The following is a 24,804-nucleotide window of genomic DNA, read 5'->3' as shown; positions in this document are numbered from 1 at the left end:
GAATTACAGCGCCTTACGAACAGGTGATGGAAATTCAATGGTTCGCGTTACAACGGGATCGTGTCGTCGAGCAGCAGCGTCGTCCGGTCCGCGACCGCGTCGAGCTTGACGAGCGCCAGACCGCCCTGCGCCAGCGCCAGGACGAGCATCAGCCCGAACAGCCCTGCCAACCATTGCTTGAGGTTGAGCGCCATCACACGATCCTTATAGTCCTAGGTCAAATTCGGAACGTAAAACCCTTAGAGATTCTGCGTTAACAATTATCAAATGGGCAAGCAGACCGAGAAACGGAGAAACAAAATTCGCCCGCGTTACACAGACGTTAATTCTGCTTACCCCCCCCAACTCCGAGCATTCGTCTCCGTATTCATTCAAGTCCCGGACCGGCAGTCTCCGGATACCTGCGCAGTCAGACCGGTCGCCATGGCGCGAACCAGTATCTCGAGTTGGACCCGCAGGGTCGCGACCGGCAGCGCCATGCGCTGCTCGTCAAGGCCGAGGGCGACGATGCCGTGGGTGGCCGAGAACAGGCTGCGGGCGAGCAGCCGGCATTCCGGCTCCGGCAGGTCGGGACGGAGCGCCGCCAGGGGACGCTCGATGCGGCTGAACAGGCGCGCCTGCTCGGCCACGTACCAGTCGGGCGCCCGCTGCCCCGGCGGCGGACGATGCCGGAAGAGCGCGTCCCAGCGCAGCGGATGCGCCCCGGCGAAGGCCAGATAGGCGAGGCCCAGCCGCACCAGTTCGTCGGCGGCCGCGGCCGGTCCGTCGATCGCACCGTCCGGCCGTTCCGCCGGCCCGAGAGCCGCATCGAACAGGTTCAGGGTGCGCAGGTTCACCGCGAGCGCCAGGGCGTCGAGGTCGGGGAACACCGTGTAGATCGCCCCGACCGCGCAGCCCGCCTCCCGCGCGAGGTCCCGCGCCCGGAGCGCGGCCAGCCCCTGCGCCGCGATGGTGCGCTCGGCGGCGGCCAGCAGAGCCTCCCGCAGGGCCGCGCGGCGCTCCTCGCGCCGATCCTCAGGCGCGTTGCCGGGGCGATCACCGACGCTCACGCGCCCGCTCCCGCGCACAGCAAATCCGGCGGCAAAGGTGTCGCAGCGCACTGAACATCGTTCATAACTCTGCGATCAAGCATTTCGTGAACGACGTTCAGAACATCGTTCGCGGAGTGGAGCGACCCCATGTTCAAGCTGTTCGAGACCTTGTTGCGTGGCCAGGCGGCGCGGGCCGCCGAGGAGATCTTCGATCGTAACGCGCTGCTGATCCTGGACCAGCAGATCCGCGAGACCCGGGCCGGGCTGGAGCGGGGTCGGCAGGCGCTCGCCGTGGCGGTGGCGGGCGACCGGGCCGAGGCACGCCGTCTGGAGGAGGCGGAGGCGCGCATCGTCGCGCTGGAGGCGCAGGCGGTCTCGGCCCTCCGGGGCGGTCGCGAGGATCTGGCCGGGGAGGCGGCCGCGGCGATCGCGGATCTGGAGGCCGAGCGCGACGCGCTCAAGGCGGCCCGGGCCCGCTTCGCCGCCGAGATCGGCCGGATCCGGGCGCGTGTCGCCGACGCGACGCGGCGGCAGGCCGAGCTGGAGCGGGGCCGGCGCGTCGCGGCCGCGCAGGAGGCGGTCCGACGCCTCGGCGCGGGGGCGCCCCGGCAGGACGCCGCCACCCTGCGCGAGGCCGAGGCGACGCTGGCGCGCCTGCGCGCGCTCCAGGCCGAGGCTGCCGATGCCGAGGCCGCGCTCGCGGAGGCCGAGCCCGGCCGGGACATCGGCGCGCGCCTGGAGCGGGCGGGGTTCGGCCCGGCCGGCGGACGGGCAGGGGGTGCCTCCGGGACGCCGACCGGCGGCGCGGTGCTGGAGCGCCTGCGCCGGCGCGCCGCCGAGCCGGCCTCCGAGCCCGCCTGACCCGACCGACGCATCCGTCCCTCCGATCCGACCTTCCGATCCGTCCCCGATCCGTCCCTCCGATCTCTTGGAGACACGACCATGACCCACGAGCAGACGCAGCAGCACTCCTCCGGCTGGGTGAGCTTCACCTACGCCTCGTTCATCGGCTCGGTCGCGATGGTGGCGCTCGGCATCGTGTTCATGCCGATCGACATCTGGCTCAAGGGCTACTTCGCCATGGGCACCGCGATGCTGATCCAGTCCTGCGTGACGATGACCAAGACGGTGCGCGACGTCCACGAATCGCGCCGCATGGTCAACCGCATTGAGGACGCCCGCACCGAGCGCCTGCTGATGACGGCGGGCAAGGAGTAGGGCAGGGCGCGCAGCGCCCCCGCTTGAGCGGCCCCCCGCATCCGCGGATACCGCGGGGGCCGCCGCGCGGAGGGCGGCGTTCGCGTAACGGATCTTCGTCCGGAATCTTCGGAGAGGCCTTTTGGAGATGCCTTTGGACGGAGTCTTGCGAGGAGGCCGCGCACGGACCTCGACACGGCCGGCAGCGCGCCGGGACATCGCCGCATGAGTCAGATCGCGAGCCACATCGCATGAGCCACACGGCCGCCGAACTCGAACATGCCGTGCGCGAGATCGCCGAGGAGATGCGGGAGCGGCCCGACCGCGGCGCGGTCGCGGACTACATCCCGGAACTCGCCACCGTCGATCCGCGCCGCTTCGGCCTCGCGGTGACCGACGCGGAGGGCCGCGTCGCGGCCGCGGGCGATGCGGACGTGCCCTTCTCGATCCAGAGCATCTCGAAGGTCTTCACCCTGACGCTGGCGCTCGGCATGGTCGGTGATCGGCTCTGGCGCCGGGTCGGGCGCGAGCCCTCGGGCAGCCCGTTCAACTCGATCGTCCAGCTGGAGCGCGAGCGCGGCATCCCGCGCAACCCCTTCATCAACGCGGGCGCGATCGCGGTGACCGACGTGATCCTCTCGGGCCATCAGCCGCGGGAGGCGCTCGGCGAGATCCTGCGCTTCATGCAGTTCCTGGGGCAGGATCCCGGCATCGTCATCGACGAGGCGGTGGCGGCCTCCGAGCAGCGCACGGGCTTCCGCAACGCGGCGCTGGCCAACTACATGAAGTCCTTCGGCGTGCTCGACAATCCGGTGGTCTACACGCTGGGCGTCTACTTCCACCACTGCGCCATCGCGATGTCCTGCCGCCAGCTCGCCACGGCCGGGCAGTTCCTGGCCCATGCGGGGCGCAACCCCGCGACGGGCCACTCGGTGATCTCCGCCGAGCGGGCGCGCCGCATCAACGCGATCATGCTCACCTGCGGCCACTACGACGGCTCGGGTGACTTCGCCTACCGGGTCGGCCTGCCCGGCAAGAGCGGGGTCGGGGGCGGCATCCTGGCGGTCGCTCCCGGCAAGGCCTCGATCGCGGTCTGGTCACCGGGGCTGGATGCGGCCGGCAACTCCCATCTCGGCCGCATCGCGCTGGAACACCTGACCAAGCGCATGGGCTGGTCGATCTTCGGGGTGTGAGGCGGGATCGGGTCGAACCGCTCGATCCGTCGAGCATGAAGCGTGACGTTCTCCCGGACGCCTGAGCATCAGCGGACGGTGATCCGCGATCCGGCGAAAGAGGTGCCGCGCAGCGGCTCGATCGTCAGCAACGTTGCAGGGTTCGGGCGTTTCGCGTCGTCCTGCACAGGATCCCCGCTCGCATTCCGCTCGCGCGCCAGGCGCCCGGGGAAGCGACAGCGCTCAGGCGGGAGCTGCAGCGCAAGCTCGGCGTCCCGTACGCCCCTACCGCCCCCGCGGGGTACGGTTGCGCTCGGCCTCTTCCTGGATCGCGGCCTCGTGGTACCCGCCGCTGTCGGCGGCGCAGACCTGCGGGGCCGGGACAGGCGCCGTCGCGCGAGCGGCCTGGCCGGCCCGGCCCCCGATCGGGAAGGTGTAGATCTCGGTGGTCGGGCGGTGAAAATCCGTGTTCATGAGGCTCGGCGCTCCCTGTCGGCGATAGGGTCCAACGCATCGGCGGCGCTGTCGATACGAAGATGCCCACTCTTTGCGCGTTCTGCACCCCATAAATCACTATTTGCCGGCAATTTGCGCACCAGGCCTCTTGCGAAATTCTCTGACGCCTGATCGCTCACGATTCCAAAGAACGCTGCCTCTTCGGTGTGCGATTTTGAAGCTTCCCTGACACTGCCCAGAAGGTAGGCATTAACCCGCATCGGGCAGAGGATGCCTCACCCGGGCGATATCAAGTCGCGGCGTTCCGGGCGGTTCCGTCGCCGAGGCGCCTTGTCCATCGCGGTCCGCGCCCGGACCGGAGGGTTTGGCACGGGCCGTGCTAGAGGGGCGCCGAGCCGTCGCTGGCGCGCGAGGCCGGCGTGCAGGGTCCGCGTTCTCCAGGACTTTTGTCAGGGTTTTGACGAGAGAATCACGATGACGAAGTACAAGCTCGAATATATCTGGCTCGATGGCTACACGCCGGTCCCGAACCTGCGCGGCAAGACCCAGATCAAGGAATTCTCCGAGTTCCCGACCCTCGAGCAGTTGCCGATGTGGGGCTTCGACGGCTCCTCGACCAAGCAGGCCGAGGGCGGCTCCTCCGACTGCATGCTGAAGCCGATCCGCCACTTCCCCGATCCGGCCCGCACCAACGGCGTGCTGGTGCTCTGCGAGGTGATGATGCCGGACGGCGTCACGCCGCACGAGTCCAACAAGCGCGCCACCATCCTCGACGACGAAGGCGCGTGGTTCGGCTTCGAGCAGGAGTACTTCCTCTACCAGAACGGCCGCCCGCTCGGCTTCCCCGAGAGCGGCTACCCGGCCCCGCAGGGCCCGTACTATTGCGGCGTCGGCGCCTCGAACGTCGGCCCCGTGGCGCGCAAGATCGTCGAGGAGCATCTCGACCTCTGCCTCGCCGCCGGCATCAACCACGAGGGCATCAACGCCGAGGTGGCCAAGGGCCAGTGGGAGTTCCAGATCTTCGGCAAGGGCTCCAAGAAGGCCGCCGACGAGATGTGGATGGCCCGCTACCTGCTCCAGCGCCTCTGCGAGACCTACGAGATCGACATCGAGTACCATTGCAAGCCGCTCGGCGACACCGACTGGAACGGCTCGGGCATGCACTGCAACTTCTCGACCGCCCATCTGCGGGAGGTCGGCGGCAAGGCCTATTTCGAGGCCCTTATGGCGGCCTTCGAGAAGAATCTGCACGACCACATCGCCGTCTACGGCCCGGACAACGACAAGCGCCTGACCGGCAAGCACGAGACCGCGCCCTGGAACAAGTTCTCCTACGGCGTGGCCGACCGCGGCGCCTCGGTCCGCGTGCCGCACTCCTTCGTGAAGAACGACTACAAGGGCTATCTCGAGGATCGCCGCCCGAACTCCATGGGCGACCCCTACCAGATCGCCAGCCAGGTGCTGAAGACGATCTCCGAGGTTCCGACCGGCGCCGCCGCGGCCGCCGCCTGATCTTCGCGGTGCCTTCGGGCGCCGCACCCGTGCCAGAGGGGGCCGGCGATCCGCGAGGGTCGCCGGCCTCTTCGTCTGTCGAGGCACCCTCGCGATGCCAGGACAGCGCAACCTGAGGGCTCCCGGTTAAGCCTAACCAAGCATAAACACCCCCGGGGAGCGTGACTTTCTTCCCAGCTCCGCCAAAACCTAAGATGGTCGATCGATCAGGGGAGCAGGACATGGACGAGCGGCGGCGGCACGGGCGGAACCGGACCTATCTGGGCGGCACGCTCACCTTCAACCATGGCCAGCAGACCCTGCCCTGCCACGTGCGCAATCTCGGCACGGCGGGCGCCCGGCTCGATTTCAGCGGGTCCGTGCCGCTGCCCGACGAGATCGATCTGGTGATCCCGCGGCGCGGGGAGCGCCACCGCGTGCGGATCGTCTGGCGGCGCGCGGACTGCCTCGGCGTGGCCTTCCTGCCGCGCGCCGCGAACCTGATCGACTTCGGCGAGGCGCGCCGCGCACGGACCTGACCCCTCGGGCGCGCGCCGCGAGGCTTGGCGCACTCCGCGCCGCACGGGGCGCGCGGTTCGGCGCAAGGACGGGGGGACCGGGAGGCCCCCGCGCCGCGCGACCCGAACGGCTCTAGCGGCGGTGCTTCGCCCGGCGCATGCAGGCGTGGTAGATCTGCCGCCCCAGGGCCTCGGGATCCAGGCCGCGCGGATTGGGCGCCGAGAAGACACGGCCGCGGGCCTCGTTGCGGCAGGCCGCGTCCTGCGGCCCGCGGATCGGCGGCTCCGCCCGCGCCCCGTCCGCGGCGAGCGCCGCCAGCGTCATCCCGAGACAGGCCCCGATCATCGCGCGCGTGCTGACCATTGTACGGTTCACCTCCCTGCGGCCCACGAGGGGCCGGTCCTGCGGCCCACGAGGGGCCGGTATTGCGGCCCGATGCGGGCCGGCGCCCGGAACAATAGTGCGTCCTGGCCGCGGAGGAAGCGGAGCCGGCGCGATATCGGTAGCCGCCTGCCCGCGACCCGCCACCGCCCCGCGATCGGCCGGTGCCGCACCGCCTCGTGCGCCGCATCAAGCCTGTACACCAACACTCTGGCAAAATGAGTGTTTCCATGCTTTGAAACAGCCTCTCGCGAGCGGCCGCAGCGGAGTCCTGCAACCCGCTGGGAAACCCTGTCTTTCGTGGCCTGGAGCGGCCCCGGGACGGATAGCCCCCCAACAGGACGGGCGCCGCGGATCGGGACCTCAGGGCATCACCCACAGGCAGCCGCCTGTCGCCTGGGCGAGGCACTCGTAGGGCGCGCCACCCACCATCGCGCGGTGCTCGACCGCGCCGATCGCGTCGCGCGGGACGAGGCGACAGCCGGGCTGGCTGGAGACCGCGGCGGCGGCGCGCACACGGTCCTCTCCCACGCGCGCGGCGAGCTGGCGCAGGGCAACGAGGCTCTCGCAGACCGGAACCGCATCGCGTGGCGCCTGGGCCGCCGCCGGATCAGCGGCGAGCAGCAGCAGGAGCGTACAGGGCAGGCGGCGCATCGCTCGTCTCCGCGCGGGTCGGGAGGCGGGGAGATGGAACGCGCCGGCCGAGCGCCAAGGGGCGCCCTCCACCGCGGATCCGTGGGTCCCGACACGGAAACGCCGCCCGTGCCCGGGAGGCGCGGACGGCGTTGACGGATCGTCGATCCGGAGCCGGGGCAGCGGCCCGAGCGGGCCGTGCCGTCTCAGCGCTTCGCCTTCGCCTTGGCCTTGCGGGCGGCGTAGCGGGCGTCGCGCGCCTCCTTCTTGGCGGCAAGCTCGGCGGCCTTGCGTTCCTGCAGGGCCTGGGCCTCCGCCTGCTCGCGGGCGATCTGGGCGGCGAGCTCAGCCTCCTCGCGGGCGCGCTTCTCCTCCGCGGCCTTCAGCTCGGCGGCGACGCGGGCGGCCTCGCGCTCGCGGGTGCGCTCCTCGCGGGCACGGGTCACCGCGGCGCGGGCCTCGGCCTTGGCCCGGACCTCAGGGTCGTCGGCCGGCGGCCGGGCCTTGAACTTGGCCAGCAGGGCGGCCTTGGCATTGGCGGAGTTCTGGCGGCGGTCGTCGAAGTTCCTGTAGTCGAATGCGCTCATCTGGCCTTTCTCGATCGGTGTTCGATAGCTCGTGCTGGCCCGCAGCCCCGCCGGACCGGATGGGTCGGGCTGGACGGTGGGCGCGGACCGCGAGCCGTAGGCTCGGTCCGTTCTCGAAGTGGGACGGACTGCCAATGACCCATGCGCCCGTCCGGCGCAACCGATGCCGGGCCCTGCGGAGCCCGTCTCGGTAACATTTGTCGTCCTTCCGACGAAAGTTTTCGCGACGGATGCCGAAATACCTCAGGCACGCGCCGATGGAGGCCCGGGCGTTCACCGCGTCGGGCCGCCACTTTGAATGGTATTGGAGGTAGGGTGTCGTACCCGCTCTCGCAAGGCTGCGCCGCCTCGTCCGGCGCAGCCCAGCCATCCCTCTATCGCGCGGGCGCGCGTCGGAAGGCTTGTGGACAGCCCTGTGGACGAGGCTTGCCGGGACCTCGGACGCGGGCGGCGCGTCCGGCTCGAGCGCGGCCTGCGGCGGCGTGCCAGGGGCACCCGAGGTTGCCGGGGCGGGCCCGCGCGGCTAGGCTCTTTCCCTCGCGGGTGGGGGCCTGCCTCGGATCGGACGGGCGCCAGCCCCCGCGGCCGGCCTCCCGGTCGCGGCGCGTCCGCGGTGCCGCTCGCCCCGAGCGCCCGCGCCGTGCCGGCACCTGAAGCGGGGGGCTTCAACCATGACGACCGCTCTGGCGGCTGCGAGCCCGCGGCCGGACCGCGCGTGAGGATGCGTGCACAGGCCGCGATCCGCCGGCCCGCGATCCGCGGGCTCGGTGGCGCCTGGGTCCTGGCGGCCGGGCTCGCGCTCGGCGGCCCGGCGCCGGCCGGCGCCTTCGACCTGTTCGGCCTGTTCGGCGAGAGCGAGGAGCCGCTCCAGCCCTCCGCTACGGCGCTCCCCTACGACGTGAAGATGCGCGGCGCGGACGACGACGCGCTCGTCACCGCCCTGCAGGACGCCTCCAGCCTGTACAAGCTGCGCCGCGAGCCGCCCCCGGACGGGGAGGGACTGGCGCGCCGGGGCGAGGCGGACCTGCGCAAGCTGCCGGAAGTCCTGGAGGGCTACGGCTACTACGCGGGCCGGGCCGCGGTGCGGGTCGGCGACGTGACGCTCGCGGGCGAGGCCTCGCTGGACCGGGCCGCCCGCTCGGCCGAGACCGACCGGGGCCGCGCCCTGGTGCCGGTGAAGATCGCGGTCGATCCGGGGCCCCTCTACCACCTGCGCCGCGTCGCGGTGCTGGACCGGGCCGGCCGGCCGCTGCCGCCCGAACTGATCCCCGAGCGCCTGACCCGGATCGAGCCCGACACCCCCGCCCGCTCGGCCGCCGTGCTCGCCCGGGAGGCGGCCGTGGTCGACCGCCTGCGCGGGCTCGGCCACCCCTTCGCCAAGGTGGTGACGCGCGACCCCGTGGTGGACGACGCCGCCCGTGTCATGGACGTGACCCTGACGGTCGATCCCGGGCCGAAGGCCGGGCTCGGGCCGGTCGCGGTGCGGGGCGCCGAGGGCGTCGACCCAGGCGTGATCCGCTCCTTCATCTACACGGAGCCGGGCGATCCCTACGCCCCGAAGGCCCTCGCCGACATGCGGAAAGCGCTGGCGAAGGTCGAGGCGCTGGGCTCCGTGCGGGTGCGCGAGGGGGAGGCGCTCGATGCCGAGGGCAACCTGCCGATCTTCGTGGACCTCACCGAGCGGCCGCAGAACCTGATCGGCGTCTCGGCCCGCTACTCGACGGTCGACGGGCCGGGCGTGCGGGCGACCTACACCAACCGCAACCTGTTCGGCGGGGCCGAGACGCTGCGTATCGACGCCGACCTCTACTATCTCGGCAACGACCTCTACGCGCGCCAGCGCAAGCTCGCAGGCATCGAGTCGAACGGGCTCGGCGGGCGGCTCGGCGCAACCTTTGTGAAGCCCGCCCTCTGGGGCAGCCGCACCGACCTCGTGATGAGCGCCTTCGCGGGCCGCGAGGCGCAGCAGAGCTACGTGGTCGATGCGGGCGGCGGCACGGTGGGCCTGCGCCAGCGCTTCTCCGATACCTTCTTCGCGCAACTGAACGTCGAGGGGCAGGCCGGCCGCTCGCAGGACGCGCTCGGCAAGGTCGATTACCGGCTGGTGGGCCTCGGCGCCTCGGTCGCCTACGACTCGACCGACAGCCTGCTCGACCCGACCCGGGGCGTGCGGCTCACGGCCTCCGCTACACCCTACGCGGGCTTCCTCGGCTCGGACCCGGCGATCTTCGTCGCGAAGGCGCAGGGCTCGACCTACTGGGCGCTCGACGAGGAGGCCCGCTACGTGCTCGCCGGCCGCCTCGGCTTCGGCTCGATCTCCGGCGCCTCGCTGGAGGAGATCCCGGCCAATATTCGCTTCTTCGCGGGCGGCGGCGGCTCGGTGCGCGGCTTCCCCTTCCGCACGCTGGGCCCCCGCGGGCCCTTCGGCCTGCCGGTCGGCGGCAAGAGCCTGCTGGAAGCCTCCGTCGAGGCGCGCATCAAGGTCACGGACACGATCGGCATCGTGCCCTTCTTCGACGCCGGCACGGCCTTCGCGGGCGCGCTGCCCGACTTCGACGAGCGCATCCGCACGGCGGTGGGTCTGGGCCTGCGCTACTATACCGGCATCGGCCCGATCCGCGTCGACGTCGCCTTCCCGCTCGACCGGATCAAGGGATACCGCGAGCCCCCGGCCGCCCTCTACATCAGCCTGGGACAGGCGTTCTGATGGTGTTCTCGAGGATTTTCGGACGGCACGCGCAGCTCTCCCTCCCCCCTCTGCGGGGGAGGGCGGCCCCTGTGTCAGCAGGGGTCGGGAGAGGGGAAGCCGGCTTCCGGCATGGGCGCAACGTCGATGCCGAGAGCAATCCTGCACCGTCGCTCCCCTCTCCCGTCGCCCTTCGGGCGCCACCCTCCCCCGCAGAGGGGGGAGGGCGGGTGTGGGTGGTCATCCTCGCGGGCCTTCTGGTCTTCACCCTCGCCGCGCCCGCAACCCGCGCCGCCGACGAGGGCGAGAAATCCGTGCTCGGCGGGCTCCTCTCCAAGGCGCTCTCGACCCCGTCCTCGCGCGTCGCCATCGGCGCGGTCGACGGGGCGCTCTCCTCCGACGCCACCATCCGCGACGTCGCGATCAGCGACCGCGACGGCGTCTGGCTGCGGCTCGACCGGGCCCGCATCGTCTGGCGGCGCCTCGCCCTGCTGTCGGGCCGATTGGAGGTCGACAGCCTGGAGATCGGCCGGATCGCGGTGCTGCGCCGGCCGATCCCCGCCGCCCACCCGCCGACCGAGGAGCCCGACGGCACCCTGCTGCCGGACCTGCCGGTCAAGGTCGAGGTGAAGGGCTTCCGCCTGGGCGAACTGGTCCTGGCCGAGCCCGTCGCGGGCCAGAACGCCCGGCTCGCGGCGAGCGGCAAGGTCAAGCTCGGCAACCCGGCCGAGGGGCTCGACCTCGACGTCAGCGTCAACCGGCTCGACGCGGGCGGCACCTTCGCGGCCCGGCTGCTCTTCGTGCCGCAGGGCGAGCGGCTGGAGGTGAAGACCGTGCTGAGCGAGCCCGCGGGCGGCCTGCTCTCCAAGGGTCTCAACGTGCCGGGCGAGCCGCCGATCGCCCTCGATCTCGACGGGCGCGGCACGCTCGACGCCTGGAACGCCCGGCTGACCTTCGACGCGGGCGAGGGCATCGGCGCGAAGGGCGGCGCCCGGATCTCGCGGGTCGGGGCGGAACGGCGACTCGCCCTCGATCTCGCGGCCCGGATCGAGGGCCTGCTGCCGGGCCCCGCCGCCGCGGTCTTCGCCGGCACGACGAAGCTCGACGGGGCGCTGGGCTTCGCCGACAGCGGGGCGCTGCGGATCGACCGGCTCGAACTCGCCTCCCGCACCGCGCGGCTGGAGGCCCGGGGCGCCCTGGACGCCGCGCGCAACGCCGATTTCCTGCTCCAGGCCCGCGCGGTGCCCACCGAGGGCGACGTCACCAAGACCGAGCGGGCCGAGATCCGCACGCTGGTGCTGGATGCCAGCCTCAAGGGCCCATTGAGCCGGCCCAAGGTGCTCGGCACGCTGCGCGCCGCGGGCCTGCGCGCTGAGGACAGCGCGCTCGACCGGATCGAGGCGAACATCCGGGCCGAGCCCGCCGACGCGCAGCGCTTCGCGCTGGCAGTCGACGCGAAGATGGAGGGGTTGGCGCTCGCCGACCCGGCCCTGCAGCGGGCGATCGGCGGCCGCGCCGCCCTCGATTTCGCCGGCAGCCTCGACCCCGACAACGTGCTCACCGTCGCGCGCCTCGCCCTGGAGGCGCCGACGCTCACCGCCACCTATGCGGGCCGAATCGGCCGCAACACCCTCTCGGGCACGGCGGAGGGCCGGCTCGGGGACGTCGCGGCCTTCTCCGGCCTCGCCGGGCGGCGCCTCGCGGGCAGCCTCGCGGGCACGGCCAGGCTCGGCGGCGACCCGGCCCGAAAGGCCGTCTCGGCCGAGGTGGACCTGCGCGCGGGCGACCTCGCGCTGGGCGAGCCGGTGCTCGACCGGCTGCTCGGCGAGACCCCGCGCTTCACGGGCCGCCTCTCCACCGTCTACGACGGCTACGGCTTCGATGCGGTGCGGCTCGAAGGCGCCCGCATGATCGCCCGCCTGGAGGGCCGCGCCACCGCGCGGCTCGCCGACGCCCGGACTGACATCGACCTGAAGGACCTCGCGGGGCTCGACGCGCGGCTCGGCGGCCGGGCCACCCTGTCGGGCCGGCTCACCGGCACCCTGGAGCGCCCCAACATCGCCGCCGTGATCGAGGCGCCGGAGGCGAGCGCGCTCGGCCGCCCGGTCCGGGCCCTGCGGGCGGACGCCACGGTGACGGACGCGCTGGGGCAAGCGGACGGCACCCTCAAGCTCGGCGGCAGCGTCGGCGGCAAGGTGCTGGCGGGCGACCTCCACCTCGCCCGGGCGGGAGCCGACTGGCAGCTCGACCGGCTGAATCTCGGCCTCGGCTCGGTGAATCTTGCCGGGCAGGGACGGCTCGCCGCGGAATCCTGGCTCGCCGAGGGCAATCTCGCCCTGAAGGCCGGCGACCTCGACGACCTCTCGGCCCTGGCGCTGACCCGCCTGGGCGGCAGCCTGGAGGCCGACCTCGCGCTCTCCCGCGCGGGCGGGCGCCAGGACGCAACGCTGAAGGCGCGCGGGGACCGGGTCCGCGCCGGGGAGATCGGCCTCGCCCGGCTCGACGCCGACATGCGCGGCACGGACCTGCGCGCCGCACCGCGCCTCGACGGGCGCCTGGAGGCCGACCGGCTGATCGCGGCGGGCGAGAGCCTCGACACGGTGCGCCTCACCGCGACCGGCGGCGGCCAAGCGACCGACCTTGTGCTGGCGGCCAAGGCCCGCGGCTTCGACCTCGACGGCGCCGCCCGGCTGATGCCGGGCCCGCCGCTCCGGCTGGCGCTCGCGCGCTTCAGCGCGGCGCGCGGGGCCGACCGGCTGGCGCTGGCGGCCCCCGCCACCCTGACCTTCGCGGAGGGCGCGGTCGCGGTGGACGACCTCGCGGTGATTGCGGGCACCGGCCGCCTGACGCTGGCCGGCCGGGCGGGGCGCGATGCCCTCGACCTGAAGCTCGGCATCCGGGCCCTGCCGCTGGCGCTCGCCCGCATCGCCAGCCCGAAGCTCCAGGTCTCCGGCACCCTCGACGGCGAGGCCGATCTCTCCGGCACGCCGGAGCGGCCGCGCGGCCGCTACAGCCTGAGCCTCGCCCGGGTGGTGACGCCCGAGACCCGCCGGGCCGGCCTGCCGCCCGTCGAGGCGCGCGCCGCCGGCACGATCAGCGACGGCCGCATCGGGATCGACGGGCGGGTGAGCGCGGGCCGGGGTGCGGAACTCACCCTCGGCGGCTCGCTGCCGATCGATCCCGACGAGGCCCTGGCCCTGACCGCCCGCGGCAGCCTCGACGCCGCGCTCGCCAACAGCCTGCTCAGCGCCACCGGCCAGCGGGTCGGCGGGCGCGTGGCGCTCGATGCCCGGATCGGCGGCACGCCCGCCGCGCCGCGCGCCGAGGGCGCCGCGACGCTCTCGGGCGGCAGCTTCACCGACCCGCTTCAGGGCATCCGCCTCACCGACATCCAGGGCCGGGCGGTCGGGCGCGGCGACACGATCGTGCTGGAACGCCTCACCGCCGCGACCCGCAACGGCGGCACGCTCGGGGTCGAGGGTCGCGTCGCGCTGGAGCCGGCCCGGGGTTTCCCGGGCAGCCTTCGCATCACCGGCCGGAACGCGGAGCTGGTCTCGAGCCCCCTCGTCACCGCGGTGGCGGGGCTCGACCTGAGCTTGAGCGGACCGCTCGCCGAGCGGCCGAAGATCACCGGCCGGGTCGATCTCGCCTCGGTCGAGGTCTCGGTGCCGGACCGACTCCCCGCCACCGTGAAGCCGCTGCCGGGCACGCGCCGGGTCAACACCACGCCGGAGGTGCGCGCCCGCCTCGCCAGCCGGCCGCAGGGCCGGCAGCTCGCCGCGGGCAAAAGGGGCCGGGCCGGGGCGCCCTTCGACGCCGCCCTGGATATCCAGGTGGAGGCGCCGAACCGCATCTTCGTGCGCGGGCGCGGCATCGACGCCGAGCTCGGCGGGTCGTTGCGCATCACCGGCTCCTCGCGGGATCCGGGGGCGACCGGCGCCTTCGCGATGCGCCGCGGCCGGCTCCAGATCATCGGCCAGCGCCTCGACTTCACCCGCGGGCGCCTGACCTTCGGGGGCGAGCTGACGCGGCCGGACCTCGACTTCCTGGCCGAGACCAAGGCGACCGACATCACGGCCCGCATCGCGGTGACTGGGCCGGCCAACCAGCCGAGCTTCGACATCTCCTCGGACCCGACCCTGCCGCAGGACGAGGTGCTTTCGCGGCTGCTGTTCAAGAAGGCCTCGGGCAGCCTGTCGCCGTTCCAGGCGCTGCAGCTGGCCCAGGCCGTGTCGCAGCTCTCAGGGGGAGCCGGGGGGCCGGACGTGTTCGAGGCGGCGCGCAAGGGGCTCGGCCTCGACAGCCTCGACGTCTCGACCGGCACCAGCGGCGGCCCGGCGGTCGGGGCCTCGCGCTACCTCTCGGACCGGCTCAGCGTGGGCGTGAAGGCTGGCGCCAAGCCCGCCGACACGGGGGCGGTCATCAACTACGACGTGACGCGCCGCGTGAAGGTCCAGGGCGAGGCCGGCAGCGACGGCCGCACAAGCCTCGGCGTCGGCGCCGAGTGGGAGTGGTAGGGCACTGAGCTGAAGTCCCGGATTCCAAAGGTCGAGACCTTTGGCGGGTGCAGGGTGGAACCCTGCATTTGCCTTCTCCGCCCCGGCAAAGCCGGGGCGGAGAAGGCAATCCCGGGGCTGCGCGCCCCGGACCCCGCCTGCAGCGCCTTTAGGCGCCGAAAGGGCCTTGGCCCTTGGGGATCCCAGACCTTGGGCTCCCCGGAACCTCAGATCGAGAACGACGTGCCGCAGCCGCAGGACGCCGTGGCCAGCGGGTTCACGATCTTGAAGGACTGGCCGATCAGGTCGTTCACAAAATCAATGGTCGAGCCGCTCATGTACTCGAGCGACACCGGGTCGATCACCACGGTCGCGCCGTCGCGCTCCACCGCCACGTCTTGGTCGACGCGGTCGCGGGCGATGTCGAAGGCGTAGGAGAAGCCCGAGCAGCCGCCGCCGTTGACGCTGATCCGCAGCACCGAGCCGGGCGGCTCGGCGCCCATGATCTCGTTGATGCGCCGGGCGGCGCGGGGGGTCAGGGTGATCTCGGTCATTGATGCACCGGACATGGGCTACCGGAAGGTGCTGTGCGTAAGCGGGCGCCCGGCGATTGCCGGACGCGCCGCGGCCCACAAGATATGGGCGACGGACGGGCCCCGCAACGCGGGCGAGGTTGGGGGTGTCATGCGGGTATCGGAGCGGAGAGGATCGCGTGCGGCCACCCGGTGAGCGCTGGCGCGCACCCTACGCCACGGATCCGGCGCGCACGCGCGGGCGGCTGATCCCCGAGCCGGCCTCGCCGACCCGCAGCGCCTTCCAGCGCGACCGCGACCGCATCGTCCACGCCACCGCCTTCCGGCGGCTCAAGCACAAGACCCAGGTCTTCGTGCACCACGAGGGCGACCACTACCGCACCCGCCTGACCCACACCCTGGAGGTCAGCCAGATCGCCCGCGCGCTCGCCCGCGCGCTCGGCCTCGACGAGGATCTGGCCGAGGCGCTCGCCCTCAGCCACGACCTCGGCCACACCTGCTTCGGCCATACGGGCGAGGACGCGCTCGACGCCTGCATGGCGCCCTACGGCGGGTTCGACCACAACGCCCAGGCCCTGCGCATCGTCACGCGGCTGGAGCGGCGCTACGCCGGCTTCGACGGGCTGAACCTCGCCTGGGAGACGCTGGAGGGGCTGGTCAAGCACAACGGCCCGCTGCTGGAGGCCGACGGCACGCCGACCCCACGCTACCGACAGGCGGGCATCCCGGCGGCGATCCTGGAATTCGACGCGCTCTTTCCCCTCGAACTCGCCCTCCACGCGGGCCCCGAGGCGCAGGTCGCCGCGCTCGCCGACGACATCGCCTACGACAGCCACGATCTCGACGACGGCCTGCGGGCCGGGCTGTTCGAGCTGGCGGATCTCGCGGAGGTGCCGTTCCTGAAGGGGCTGCTCGACGAGATCGACGGGCTCCACCCGAACCTCGAAACATCGCGCAAGATCCACGAGCTGGCCCGCCGGGTGATCACCCGCTTCGTCGAGGACCTGATCGGGCAGGGGGAGCGCCGCATCGCGGAACTCGGGCCGGCAAGCGTCGCGGACATCCGCGCGGCGGGCGCGCCGGTCATCGCCTTCTCGCCCGCCATCGCGGCGGCGGACGCCGACATCAAGCGCTTCCTCTACGCCCGGATGTACCGCCATCCCGGCGTGATGGCGGTGCGCGCCAAGGCGAACGCCATCGTGGCCGACCTGTTCGCGGCCTTCTCGGCCGACCCGGCCCGGATGCCCGAGGAGTGGAGCGCGGGGCTGAGCAACGCCTCCGAGGCCCGGGTAGCGCGGCGGATCAGCGACTACATCGCGGGCATGACCGACACCTACGCGGTGCTCGCCCACCGGAGCCTCTTCCGCTCGACGCCGGACCTGCACTGGTCCCCGCCGAGCCGCGGCCTGCCGCTCGCCGAGCCCTGAGGCCGGCGAGCGGGCGCGCGCCTACCAGCAGCCGCAACCGGCGCCGTAGCTGTAGCCGTAGGTAGGGGCGGCGTAGCCGTAGGACGGGTAGCTGTAGCCGACCGGGGCGTAGCCGTAGGAGCCGTAGCCGTTCGTGCCGTAATAGGGCGCCCCATAGCCGTAGGAGCCGGCCGCGAGCGTGCCCGCCGCCAGGCCCACGCCCAGGCCGATCCCCGCGCCGGCAAGACCAAGGCCGAGGCCCCGGCCGTAGCCGCGGCCACCGTAGAAGCCGCCGCGATAGCCGTAGCCGGCCGCGCGGTAGCCGTAGCCGCGCCCGCCATACCCGCCGTAGCCGAAGCCCCGGCCCGCGTAGCCGCGGTAGCCGCCATAGCCGAAGCCACGCCCGCCGTAGACGCCGCGGTGGCCCGCGAAGCCCCCGCCGTAACCGCCGCGATAGCCGCCGTAGCCGTAGGGGCCGGCCTCGGCGCTCGGCATCATCATCAGGCCGGCGCCGAGCGCCGCGCCAGCCAGAACAAGGGCCTTCATCTCGTGGTCTCCAGCGCGCGAAAACGGCGCGACACGCCAGTCAACGCAAACTTGGCCGTATCGGTTCAAGCCGGAACTCTACGCAGATCTTTGCGTCTCCGTGGACAACACAGTCCTGGCGAACCGTCCGACACCCGGCCGGGCAAGGGCGGGCGGCCCGCCATGATCGCGCCGCCGAGGTCCCCTGCCGTGACTTGAACCCGCCCCCTTGCTATGCGCGGGCGAGAGAAGGCACGCGCCGCCGCCCGTTCCAGGCGGCCCCTGCGACGGATCCGACGACACGACCATGAACATCTTCGCCCTGTTCGAGGCGCGCGTGCGCGAGGCCCTCGAAGCGCTGACCCGTTCCGGCACCCTGCCCGAGGGGCTCGACCTCGCCCGCGTGGTGGTCGAGCCGCCGCGCGACCCCGCCCACGGGGATCTGGCTACCAACGCCGCCCTGGTGCTGGCCAAGGAGGCGCGCGCCAACCCGAAGGCGCTCGGCGAGGCGCTCGCCGCGGAGCTGCGCGCCGACCCGCGGGTGACCGAGGCGAGCGTGGCCGGCCCGGGCTTCATCAACCTGCGGCTGGCGCCGCACGTCCTGCAGGACGTGGTGCGCTCGGCACTCGCCGACCCGGCGGGCTTCGGCCGGGCCAGGATGCCGGGCGGGCTCGTCAACATCGAGTACGTCTCGGCCAACCCCACGGGGCCGATGCATGTCGGCCACGGCCGCGGCGCGGTCTTCGGCGACGCGCTGGCGAACCTCCTCGTCGCGGCGGGCCGCGAGGTCGTGCGCGAGTACTACATCAACGACGCGGGCGCGCAGGTCGTGGTGCTGGCCCGCTCGGCCTACATCCGCTACCTCCAGGCGCTCGGCCGAAGCGACGCCGTGGTGGGGGAGGGGCTCTACCCGGGCGACTACCTGATCCCGGTGGGGCAGGCGCTGGCCGAGCGCCACGGCGATTCGCTCGCCGACACGCCGGAATCCGAGTGGCTGCCGGTCGTGCGCGACGCCGCGCTCGGCGCCATGATGGAGATGATCCGCGACGACCTCGCGGCCATCGGCATCCGGCACGACGTGTTCTTCTCCGAGCGCAAGCTCCAGGATAGCGGTGCGGTGGGCGAACTCCTCGGCGCGCTGCGCGCCCGCGGCCTCGTCTACGAGGGGCGCCTGCCTCCGCCCAAGGGCCAGTTGCCGGAGGATTGGGAGGACCGCGAGCAGACCCTGTTCCGCACGCGCGAGTTCGGCGACGACACCGACCGGCCGCTGCTGAAGTCGGACGGCACCTACACCTACTTCGCGGCCGACATCGCCTATCACCGGGACAAGTTCCTGCGCGGCGCCCGTGAGATGATCGACGTGCTGGGCGCCGACCACGGCGGCTACGTCAAGCGCATGCAGGCGGCCGTGAAGGCGGTGTCGGACGGCGAGGCCACCCTCGACGTGAAGCTCTGCCAGCTCGTGCGGCTGCTGCGGGCGGGCGAGCCCGTGAAGATGTCGAAGCGCGCGGGCGAGTTCGTGACGCTGCGCGAGGTCATCGACGAGGTCGGGCGCGACGCGATCCGCTTCATGATGCTCTACCGGAAGAACGACGCCACCCTCGATTTCGACCTCGCCAAGGTGGTCGAGCAGTCGAAGGACAACCCGGTCTTCTACGTGCAGTACGCCCATGCCCGGGCCCGCTCGGTGCAGCGGCAGGCGCGCGAGGCCTTCCCCGATACGGACTTCGCGGACGCCGCCGCGCTGGCGGAAGCCGACCTCGGCCGGCTCATCGATTCGGGGGAGATCGAGATGATGCGCCTCGTGGCGCAGTACCCCCGGGTGCTGGAGGCGGCCGCCGCCGCGCACGAGCCGCACCGCATCGCCTTCCATCTCTACGAAGTCGCAAGTTCGCTGCATAGTTTCTGGAACAAGGGCAAAGACTTGCCGCAATTACGGTTTGTTAATGCAACCGACCGAAAGTCGACCGAGGCGAGGCTGGCCCTCGTCGAGGCCGTGCGGAGCACGCTCGCTTCCGGTCTCGCAGTGCTGGGCGTCACCGCACCCGATGAGATGCGCTGAGGCCCGGATCGGCGTTAGAGGGAGATTGCTGCCATGACGAATGCCGCGCGCGCCCAGCTCGACCTCGAAGCCTTCGCGCGCGAGCTTCAGCAGCAGACCGGGGGCAAGCCCGGCGCTCCGGCGGGCAAGGATCCGCTCGCCGAGCTCGCCCGCATCGTCGGGCAGGACGACCCCTTCCGCGCCCTGCTGGCCGCCCGCGACGAGCGGCGCGGCGAGCAGGACCGCGCGGCGGAGCAGCCCGCCGCCCATCCATCCTGGCAGGGCCGCGCCGAGCCGAGCTTCGCCCCGGAGCAGCACTACGCCCCCGAGGCATCGCGCCCCACCCCGGCCGACGCCTTCGATCAGTATCTCGCCTCCGTCGAGCAGGCGCCGCCGGAGAGCTACGGCGAGGAGCCCGTCGTCGCCGACCAGCGCGGCCTGAAGCGTGTGCGGCCGCGCCGCCGGCTCGCCACGGTGGGCGCGGGCGTGGCCGTCGTCGCCGTCGCGGTGAGCGGCGCGCTCGCCTACAAGGGCCTCAGCGGCGGCCATTCGGGCGGCGTGCCGGTGATCCAGGCCGACACCGCCCCGCTCAAGGTCGCCCCGAAGGTCGCCGACGGCGTCGAGATCCCGGATCAGAACCGGCAGATCTACGAGCCGAAGGCGAAGGACAGCCAGATCCGCATCGTCAACCGCGAGGAGCAGCCGATCGACATCGGCCAGGCCGCCCGCGCGGCCCAGACCGGCACCGTGACCCCGGGCAGCGCCCCGCTCGACGCCTTCGGCGAGCCCCGCCGCGTGCGCACCGTGGCGGTGAAGCCCGACACGCCGCCGTCCACGGCGCCCGCGCCCCAGCGCCAGGCCGCCGACGAGGCGCCCCCCGCCTCGCCGATCCCCACCATGACGATGCCGACCGAGGAGCCGGCCCCGCGCGCCCGGCCCGCGCGCCTCGCTGCCGCGACGCCTCAGGCCCCGGCTCAGCCCGCCGCGCAGCCGGCGCCCGCGCCCGTCGCCCAGGAGGCCGCCGAGCAGCCGCGTCCGGCGCCGTCGATCCGCAAGGCGCCGCAGCGCCTCGCCTCCGCCTCGCCGGAGGCCGGCATCCCGGCCGAGCCCACCACCACGGCCGCGGCCGACACCCCCGCCGTGAGCAACGCCGCGGTCGGCGGCTTCTCGGTGCAGCTCGGCGTGCGCAACAGCGCGGGCGACGCCCAGGCGGCGTTCCGCGAGATGCAGCGCAAGTACAGCCAGCTCGCGGGCAAGCCCGAGCTGATCCGTCAGGCCGAGGTCAACGGCAAGAGCATCTTCCGCGTCCGCGTCGGGCCGCTCGCCAAGGCCGAGGCGACGAGCCTCTGCAGCGCGCTGCAGGGTGCGGGCGGCCAGTGCTTCGTGGCCAAGAACTGAGCCCGAAACCGAGCCGCGGCGCCTAGCGCGCCGGCCGCCCCTTCCCCCGAGTCCGGAACGCAACACCCGCCGGGCGGCATTGCCCGCGGGCGAGCGCTGCCCCGCTTTCGCCTTGCGGGCGGGGTTCCTCCGGCGGATCCTCCTCGGCTTCCCGGATCCCGATCCGGTCCCGTCCACCCCGCGCGAGCCCGTCCCGATGTCCTCCCGTGCCCTGATCCTCGGCTGCGCCGGCCGGACCCTCGCGCCGGAGGAGGCCGCCTTCTTCCGGGACGTGCGGCCCTGGGGCTTCATCCTGTTCAAGCGCAACATCGGCACGCCCGACGAGGTGCGGGCGCTGACCGCGGCGCTGCGCAACACGGTCGGCCGGGCCGACGCGCCGATCCTGATCGACCAGGAGGGCGGCCGGGTGCAGCGCATGGGCCCGCCGCACTGGCCGTCCTACCCGGCGGGCCGGGCCTACGCGCGCTTCGACGGGGCGGCCGCGGCGCTGGCCCGCCTCGGCGCCCGGCTGATGGCGCACGATCTGGCCGATGTCGGCATCAATGTCGATTGCGCGCCGGTGCTCGACGTGCCGGTGGCGGGCGCCCACGACATCATCGGCGACCGCGCCTACGGCACCACGCCCACGGCGGTGGCGGAGATCGGCCGGGCGGTCGCCGAGGGCCTGATGGCGGGCGGCGTGCTGCCGGTGATGAAGCACATCCCCGGCCACGGCCGCGCGGCCTGCGACAGCCATCACGGCCTTCCGCTGGTCGAGACCGACCTCGCCACCCTGGAGGCGCAGGATTTCGCGCCGTTCCGGGCGCTGGCCGACCTGCCGATGGCGATGAGCGCCCACGTGGTGTTCCGGGCCCTCGATCCGGAGCGGCCCGCGACCCAGTCGGCCACAGTGATCGAGCGGGTGATCCGCGGCGCCATCGGCTTCGACGGTCTGCTGATGACCGACGACCTCTCGATGCACGCCCTCCAGGGTCCGTTCCGGGCCCGCGCCGAGGCGGCCTTCGCGGCCGGCATCGACGTGGCGCTCCACTGCAACGGCGAGCGCGCCGAGATGGAGGCGGTCGCCGAGGGCGCGCCGCTGCTCGCGGGCGAGGCCCTGCGCCGGACCGAGGCGGCGCTCGCCCGCCTGAGCGGGGCGGGGGAGGGGCTCGACCTGCCCGAGGCCCGCGCCCGCTTCGCGGCGGCTTTGGGTCTGGCGGCCTGATTCGGGGCAAGGGCTCGCCGCGTATTCCCTCCCCCATCCCCGCCCTTCACAGCCGCGCCGGAGTGTCACCGCGCGCCCGGTAGCGGGCAGATTCGAAACGTTCTATACGGGCGCCAGGCTGCGCCGCGCGATCCCGGGTCGTCCAATTCGACCCTCGCGCACCTCCTGCTCGGGCACACCCGAGGCGGCGCGCGCTCCCGGGAGCGCAGTCCGGCCGAACACAGTCTTCGTGGCGCAGGATATGCCTGCGCGTGTTCGACAATCGCCAGCGAGGAAGACTCTAGCCGTGGCATCACTCGACAGCTTCAAGTCCCGCCAGACCCTGGAGGCCGGGGGCAAGACCTACACCTACTACTCGATCCCCGAGGCCCAGCAGAACGGCCTCGCCGACGCGGCCTCGCTGCCCTTCTCCATGAAGGTGCTGCTGGAGAACCTGCTGCGCTTCGAGGACGACCGCTCGGTCCGCAAGGCGGACGTCGAGGCCGCCGTGGCATGGCTCGGCAACCGCGGCAAGACCGAGACCGAGATCGCCTTCCGGCCCTCGCGCGTGCTGATGCAGGACTTCACCGGCGTGCCCGCCGTGGTGGATCTCGCCGCCATGCGCGATGCGATGGTCAATCTCGGCGGCGACCCGCAGAAGATCAACCCGCTCGTCCCCGTCGATCTCGTCATCGACCACTCGGTGATCGTGGACGAGTTCGGCACCCCGAAGGCGCTCGACGAGAACGTCGCGCTCGAATACGCTCGCAACGGCGAGCGCTACACCTTCCTAAAGTGGGGCCAGTCGGCCTTCGACAACTTCTCGGTCGTGCCGCCCGGCACCGGCATCTGCCACCAGGTCAACCTCGAATACCTGTCGCAGACCGTCTGGACCAAGAGCGAGGACGGCGCCGAGATCGCCTATCCGGACAGCCTCGTCGGCACCGATTCGCACACCACGATGGTCAACGGGCTGGCCGTGCTCGGCTGGGGCGTCGGCGGCATCGAGGCCGAGGCCGCGATGCTCGGCCAGCCGCTCTCGATGCTGATCCCCGAGGTCGTCGGCTTCAAGCTCTCCGGCAAGCTGCCCGAGGGCACGACCGCGACCGACCTCGTGCTCACCGTCACGCAGATGCTGCGCAAGAAGGGCGTGGTCGGCAAGTTCGTGGAGTTCTACGGCCCCGGCCTCGACGACATGCCGGTCGCCGACCGCGCCACCATCTCCAACATGGCGCCCGAGTACGGCGCGACCTGCGGCTTCTTCCCCGTCGATCAGAAGACCATCGACTTCCTGAAGGTCACCGGCCGCGCCGACGACCGCATCGCGCTGGTCGAGGCCTACGCGAAGGCGCAGGGCATGTGGCGCGACGCCGACACGCCGGACCCGGTCTTCACCGACACGCTCGAGCTCGACATGGGCGACGTGCAGCCCTCGCTCGCCGGCCCGAAGCGCCCGCAGGACCGCGTGCTGCTCGCCGACGCCAAGACGGGCTTCGCGGCCTCGATGGAGAGCGAGTTCAAGCGCGCCGCCGACATCGCCTCGCGCTACGCGGTGGAAGGCACGAACTACGACATCGGCCACGGCGACGTGGTGATCGCCGCGATCACGAGCTGCACCAACACCTCGAACCCGAGCGTGATGATCGGCGCGGGGCTGCTGGCCCGCAACGCGGTCGCCAAGGGCCTGACCTCGAAGCCCTGGGTGAAGACCTCGCTCGCGCCCGGCAGCCAGGTGGTCGCCGAATACCTGGAGAAGGCCGGCCTGCAGAAGCCCCTCGACCAGCTCGGCTTCAACCTCGTGGGCTTCGGCTGCACCACCTGCATCGGCAATTCGGGCCCGCTCCCGGCCCCGATCTCGAAGGCGATCAACGACAACGACGTGGTCGCGGCGGCCGTGCTCTCGGGCAACCGCAACTTCGAGGGCCGCGTGAACCCGGACGTCCGGGCGAACTACCTCGCCTCGCCGCCGCTGGTGGTGGCCTACGCGCTCGCCGGCTCGCTCCAGGTGGACCTGACCAAGGAGCCGCTCGGCAAGGGTAGCGACGGCCAGCCCGTCTACCTCCGGGACATCTGGCCCTCCTCGGCCGAGGTCGCCGCGTTCATCGAGCAGAACATCACCTCGGAGCTGTTCAAGAGCCGCTACGCCGACGTGTTCGGCGGCGACCAGAACTGGCGGGACGTCGAGGTCACCGAGGCCGAGACCTTCGCCTGGAACGGCGGCTCGACCTACGTCCAGAACCCGCCCTACTTCGTCGGCATGGAGAAGACCCCGGCTCCGGTCACCGACATCGAGGGCGCCCGGATCCTGGGCCTCTTCCTCGACTCGATCACCACCGACCACATCTCGCCCGCGGGCAACATCCGCGCGGCCTCGCCGGCCGGCGAGTACCTGCAGTCGCATCAGGTGCGGGTGCAGGACTTCAACCAGTACGGCACCCGCCGCGGCAACCACGAGGTGATGATGCGGGGCACCTTCGCCAACATCCGCATCAAGAACCAGATGGTGAAGGACGCCGCCGGCAACGTGGTCGAGGGCGGGTGGACGCACTTCCAGCCCACCGGCGAGAAGATGTTCATCTACGACGCGGCGCAGAAATACGCCGAGGCCGGCACGCCGCTGGTGATCTTCGCCGGCAAGGAGTACGGCACCGGCTCGTCGCGCGACTGGGCGGCCAAGGGCACGAAGCTGCTCGGTGTCCGCGCCGTGGTGGCGGAGAGCTTCGAGCGCATCCACCGCTCGAACCTCGTCGGTATGGGCGTGGTGCCGCTGGTCTTCCAGGGCGACACGAGTTGGCAGTCGCTCGGCCTGAAGGGCGACGAGACCGTCACGATCAAGGGGCTGGCCGGCGAGCTGAAGCCGCGCCAGACGCTGACCGCGGAGATCACGTCCGCCGACGGCTCGGTCAAGGAGGTCCCACTGACCTGCCGGATCGATACGCTCGACGAGCTCGAGTACTTCCGCAACGGCGGCATCCTTCCTTACGTGCTGCGCTCGCTCGCGGCGTAAGGCGGAAGCAGACCGCGATGTGACGAGGGCCGCGCCGGATGACCCGGCGCGGCCCTCGTCAC

20 protein-coding genes are annotated in these 24,804 nt (G+C 72.5%); 12 read left to right on the top strand and 8 right to left on the bottom strand.

Features of this window, described 5'->3' with window-relative positions; translation table 11 throughout:
• Positions 1–47: 47 nt before the first annotated feature.
• A complete protein-coding gene (locus tag MFF54_RS02835; RefSeq protein ID WP_238301136.1) occupies positions 48–194 on the bottom strand; it encodes a hypothetical protein in 147 nt (48 codons plus the stop codon).
• Between the two features lie 177 nt (positions 195–371).
• Positions 372–1,049 carry a TetR/AcrR family transcriptional regulator gene (locus tag MFF54_RS02830; protein WP_238301135.1) on the bottom strand — a complete coding sequence of 226 codons (678 nt, stop codon included), beginning with the start codon at positions 1,047–1,049 and terminating at the stop codon, positions 372–374.
• A gap of 129 nt (positions 1,050–1,178) precedes the next feature.
• On the opposite strand from MFF54_RS02830, the gene MFF54_RS02825 reads away from it, so the two are divergent.
• From MFF54_RS02825 to MFF54_RS02815, 3 genes are all read left to right on the top strand, one after another.
• Positions 1,179–1,892 (top strand): PspA/IM30 family protein, encoded by a 714-nt coding sequence (locus MFF54_RS02825; protein WP_238301134.1) that lies wholly within the window; start codon positions 1,179–1,181, stop codon positions 1,890–1,892.
• 81 nt (positions 1,893–1,973) lie between these two features.
• On the top strand, positions 1,974–2,249 hold the full coding sequence (locus MFF54_RS02820; RefSeq protein WP_238301133.1) for a YiaA/YiaB family inner membrane protein: 276 nt from the start codon (positions 1,974–1,976) through the stop codon (positions 2,247–2,249).
• A gap of 230 nt (positions 2,250–2,479) precedes the next feature.
• The gene (locus MFF54_RS02815; protein WP_238301132.1) at positions 2,480–3,421 is read left to right on the top strand and encodes a glutaminase; all 942 of its coding nucleotides are present in this window, start codon (positions 2,480–2,482) and stop codon (positions 3,419–3,421) included.
• A 264-nt stretch (positions 3,422–3,685) separates the two neighbouring features.
• On the opposite strand, the gene MFF54_RS02810 is transcribed toward MFF54_RS02815, so the two are convergent.
• Positions 3,686–3,874 carry a DUF2735 domain-containing protein gene (locus tag MFF54_RS02810; RefSeq protein WP_238301131.1) on the bottom strand — a complete coding sequence of 63 codons (189 nt, stop codon included), beginning with the start codon at positions 3,872–3,874 and terminating at the stop codon, positions 3,686–3,688.
• Between the two features lie 456 nt (positions 3,875–4,330).
• Here MFF54_RS02810 and MFF54_RS02805 point away from each other — a divergent pair, with 456 nt between their 5' ends.
• The gene (locus MFF54_RS02805) at positions 4,331–5,368 is read left to right on the top strand and encodes a glutamine synthetase beta-grasp domain-containing protein (RefSeq protein ID WP_238301130.1); all 1,038 of its coding nucleotides are present in this window, start codon (positions 4,331–4,333) and stop codon (positions 5,366–5,368) included.
• A 221-nt stretch (positions 5,369–5,589) separates the two neighbouring features.
• Positions 5,590–5,886, top strand: a complete 297-nt coding sequence (locus MFF54_RS02800) for a PilZ domain-containing protein (protein ID WP_238301129.1) — start codon at positions 5,590–5,592, stop codon at positions 5,884–5,886.
• Between the two features lie 112 nt (positions 5,887–5,998).
• Here the strand turns inward: MFF54_RS02800 and MFF54_RS02795 are convergent, their stop codons facing one another.
• The 3 genes from MFF54_RS02795 to MFF54_RS02785 all read right to left on the bottom strand — a co-directional run bounded on the left by MFF54_RS02795 (position 5,999) and on the right by MFF54_RS02785 (position 7,467).
• Complete coding sequence (locus MFF54_RS02795; RefSeq protein WP_238301128.1) at positions 5,999–6,229, bottom strand: hypothetical protein; 231 nt, start codon at positions 6,227–6,229, stop codon at positions 5,999–6,001.
• A gap of 381 nt (positions 6,230–6,610) precedes the next feature.
• Positions 6,611–6,901, bottom strand: coding sequence for a hypothetical protein (locus MFF54_RS02790; protein ID WP_238301127.1), 291 nt, complete (start codon positions 6,899–6,901; stop codon positions 6,611–6,613).
• A gap of 185 nt (positions 6,902–7,086) precedes the next feature.
• Entirely contained in the window at positions 7,087–7,467 is a 381-nt protein-coding gene (locus tag MFF54_RS02785) for a DUF6481 family protein (RefSeq protein WP_238301125.1), read from the bottom strand.
• 721 nt (positions 7,468–8,188) lie between these two features.
• Between MFF54_RS02785 and MFF54_RS02780 the strand changes: the two genes are divergently transcribed.
• Together MFF54_RS02780 and MFF54_RS02775 are read left to right on the top strand one after the other, a co-directional pair.
• Positions 8,189–10,174 (top strand): autotransporter assembly complex protein TamA, encoded by a 1,986-nt coding sequence (locus MFF54_RS02780; RefSeq protein ID WP_238301123.1) that lies wholly within the window; start codon positions 8,189–8,191, stop codon positions 10,172–10,174.
• Positions 10,175–10,383: 209 nt separating this feature from the next.
• Positions 10,384–14,670, top strand: coding sequence for a translocation/assembly module TamB domain-containing protein (locus MFF54_RS02775; protein ID WP_370880122.1), 4,287 nt, complete (start codon positions 10,384–10,386; stop codon positions 14,668–14,670).
• A gap of 206 nt (positions 14,671–14,876) precedes the next feature.
• On the opposite strand, the gene MFF54_RS02770 is transcribed toward MFF54_RS02775, so the two are convergent.
• On the bottom strand, positions 14,877–15,203 hold the full coding sequence (locus MFF54_RS02770; protein ID WP_109952327.1) for a HesB/IscA family protein: 327 nt from the start codon (positions 15,201–15,203) through the stop codon (positions 14,877–14,879).
• Between the two features lie 158 nt (positions 15,204–15,361).
• Between MFF54_RS02770 and MFF54_RS02765 the strand changes: the two genes are divergently transcribed.
• Positions 15,362–16,609, top strand: coding sequence for a deoxyguanosinetriphosphate triphosphohydrolase (locus MFF54_RS02765; protein ID WP_238301122.1), 1,248 nt, complete (start codon positions 15,362–15,364; stop codon positions 16,607–16,609).
• A gap of 21 nt (positions 16,610–16,630) precedes the next feature.
• Here MFF54_RS02765 and MFF54_RS02760 read toward each other — a convergent pair whose 3' ends face one another.
• A complete protein-coding gene (locus MFF54_RS02760; RefSeq protein WP_238301120.1) occupies positions 16,631–17,134 on the bottom strand; it encodes a hypothetical protein in 504 nt (167 codons plus the stop codon).
• Between the two features lie 286 nt (positions 17,135–17,420).
• On the opposite strand from MFF54_RS02760, the gene argS reads away from it, so the two are divergent.
• The 4 genes from argS to acnA all read left to right on the top strand — a co-directional run bounded on the left by argS (position 17,421) and on the right by acnA (position 24,742).
• Positions 17,421–19,175 (top strand): arginine--tRNA ligase, encoded by a 1,755-nt coding sequence (gene argS, locus MFF54_RS02755; RefSeq protein ID WP_238301118.1) that lies wholly within the window; start codon positions 17,421–17,423, stop codon positions 19,173–19,175.
• A 33-nt stretch (positions 19,176–19,208) separates the two neighbouring features.
• Entirely contained in the window at positions 19,209–20,552 is a 1,344-nt protein-coding gene (locus MFF54_RS02750; RefSeq protein ID WP_238301117.1) for an SPOR domain-containing protein, read from the top strand.
• A gap of 196 nt (positions 20,553–20,748) precedes the next feature.
• Positions 20,749–21,756: a beta-N-acetylhexosaminidase gene (gene nagZ, locus MFF54_RS02745; protein WP_238301116.1), complete on the top strand. Its 1,008-nt coding sequence runs from the start codon at positions 20,749–20,751 to the stop codon at positions 21,754–21,756.
• 286 nt (positions 21,757–22,042) lie between these two features.
• Entirely contained in the window at positions 22,043–24,742 is a 2,700-nt protein-coding gene (gene acnA, locus MFF54_RS02740; protein WP_283206244.1) for an aconitate hydratase AcnA, read from the top strand.
• Positions 24,743–24,804 lie beyond the last annotated feature (62 nt).

This window comes from Methylobacterium gregans (assembly GCF_022179245.1).
GTDB classification, from domain to species: domain Bacteria; phylum Pseudomonadota; class Alphaproteobacteria; order Rhizobiales; family Beijerinckiaceae; genus Methylobacterium; species Methylobacterium gregans.
Note: the sequence above shows the minus strand (reverse complement) of the source record. Positions and strands in the feature narration are given on the sequence as shown.

Excerpts from the sequence above, each read along its gene's own strand:
- MFF54_RS02835 (WP_238301136.1), bottom strand. The coding sequence starts at position 194 with ATGGCGCTCAACCTCAAGCAATGGTTGGCAGGGCTGTTCGGGCTGATG.
- MFF54_RS02825 (WP_238301134.1), top strand. The coding sequence starts at position 1,179 with ATGTTCAAGCTGTTCGAGACCTTGTTGCGTGGCCAGGCGGCGCGGGCC.
- MFF54_RS02820 (WP_238301133.1), top strand. The coding sequence starts at position 1,974 with ATGACCCACGAGCAGACGCAGCAGCACTCCTCCGGCTGGGTGAGCTTC.
- MFF54_RS02815 (WP_238301132.1), top strand. The coding sequence starts at position 2,480 with ATGAGCCACACGGCCGCCGAACTCGAACATGCCGTGCGCGAGATCGCC.
- MFF54_RS02810 (WP_238301131.1), bottom strand. The coding sequence starts at position 3,874 with ATGAACACGGATTTTCACCGCCCGACCACCGAGATCTACACCTTCCCG.
- MFF54_RS02805 (WP_238301130.1), top strand. The coding sequence starts at position 4,331 with ATGACGAAGTACAAGCTCGAATATATCTGGCTCGATGGCTACACGCCG.
- MFF54_RS02800 (WP_238301129.1), top strand. The coding sequence starts at position 5,590 with ATGGACGAGCGGCGGCGGCACGGGCGGAACCGGACCTATCTGGGCGGC.
- MFF54_RS02795 (WP_238301128.1), bottom strand. The coding sequence starts at position 6,229 with ATGGTCAGCACGCGCGCGATGATCGGGGCCTGTCTCGGGATGACGCTG.
- MFF54_RS02790 (WP_238301127.1), bottom strand. The coding sequence starts at position 6,901 with ATGCGCCGCCTGCCCTGTACGCTCCTGCTGCTGCTCGCCGCTGATCCG.
- MFF54_RS02785 (WP_238301125.1), bottom strand. The coding sequence starts at position 7,467 with ATGAGCGCATTCGACTACAGGAACTTCGACGACCGCCGCCAGAACTCC.
- MFF54_RS02780 (WP_238301123.1), top strand. The coding sequence starts at position 8,189 with ATGCGTGCACAGGCCGCGATCCGCCGGCCCGCGATCCGCGGGCTCGGT.
- MFF54_RS02770 (WP_109952327.1), bottom strand. The coding sequence starts at position 15,203 with ATGACCGAGATCACCCTGACCCCCCGCGCCGCCCGGCGCATCAACGAG.
- MFF54_RS02760 (WP_238301120.1), bottom strand. The coding sequence starts at position 17,134 with ATGAAGGCCCTTGTTCTGGCTGGCGCGGCGCTCGGCGCCGGCCTGATG.
- argS (WP_238301118.1), top strand. The coding sequence starts at position 17,421 with ATGAACATCTTCGCCCTGTTCGAGGCGCGCGTGCGCGAGGCCCTCGAA.
- MFF54_RS02750 (WP_238301117.1), top strand. The coding sequence starts at position 19,209 with ATGACGAATGCCGCGCGCGCCCAGCTCGACCTCGAAGCCTTCGCGCGC.
- nagZ (WP_238301116.1), top strand. The coding sequence starts at position 20,749 with ATGTCCTCCCGTGCCCTGATCCTCGGCTGCGCCGGCCGGACCCTCGCG.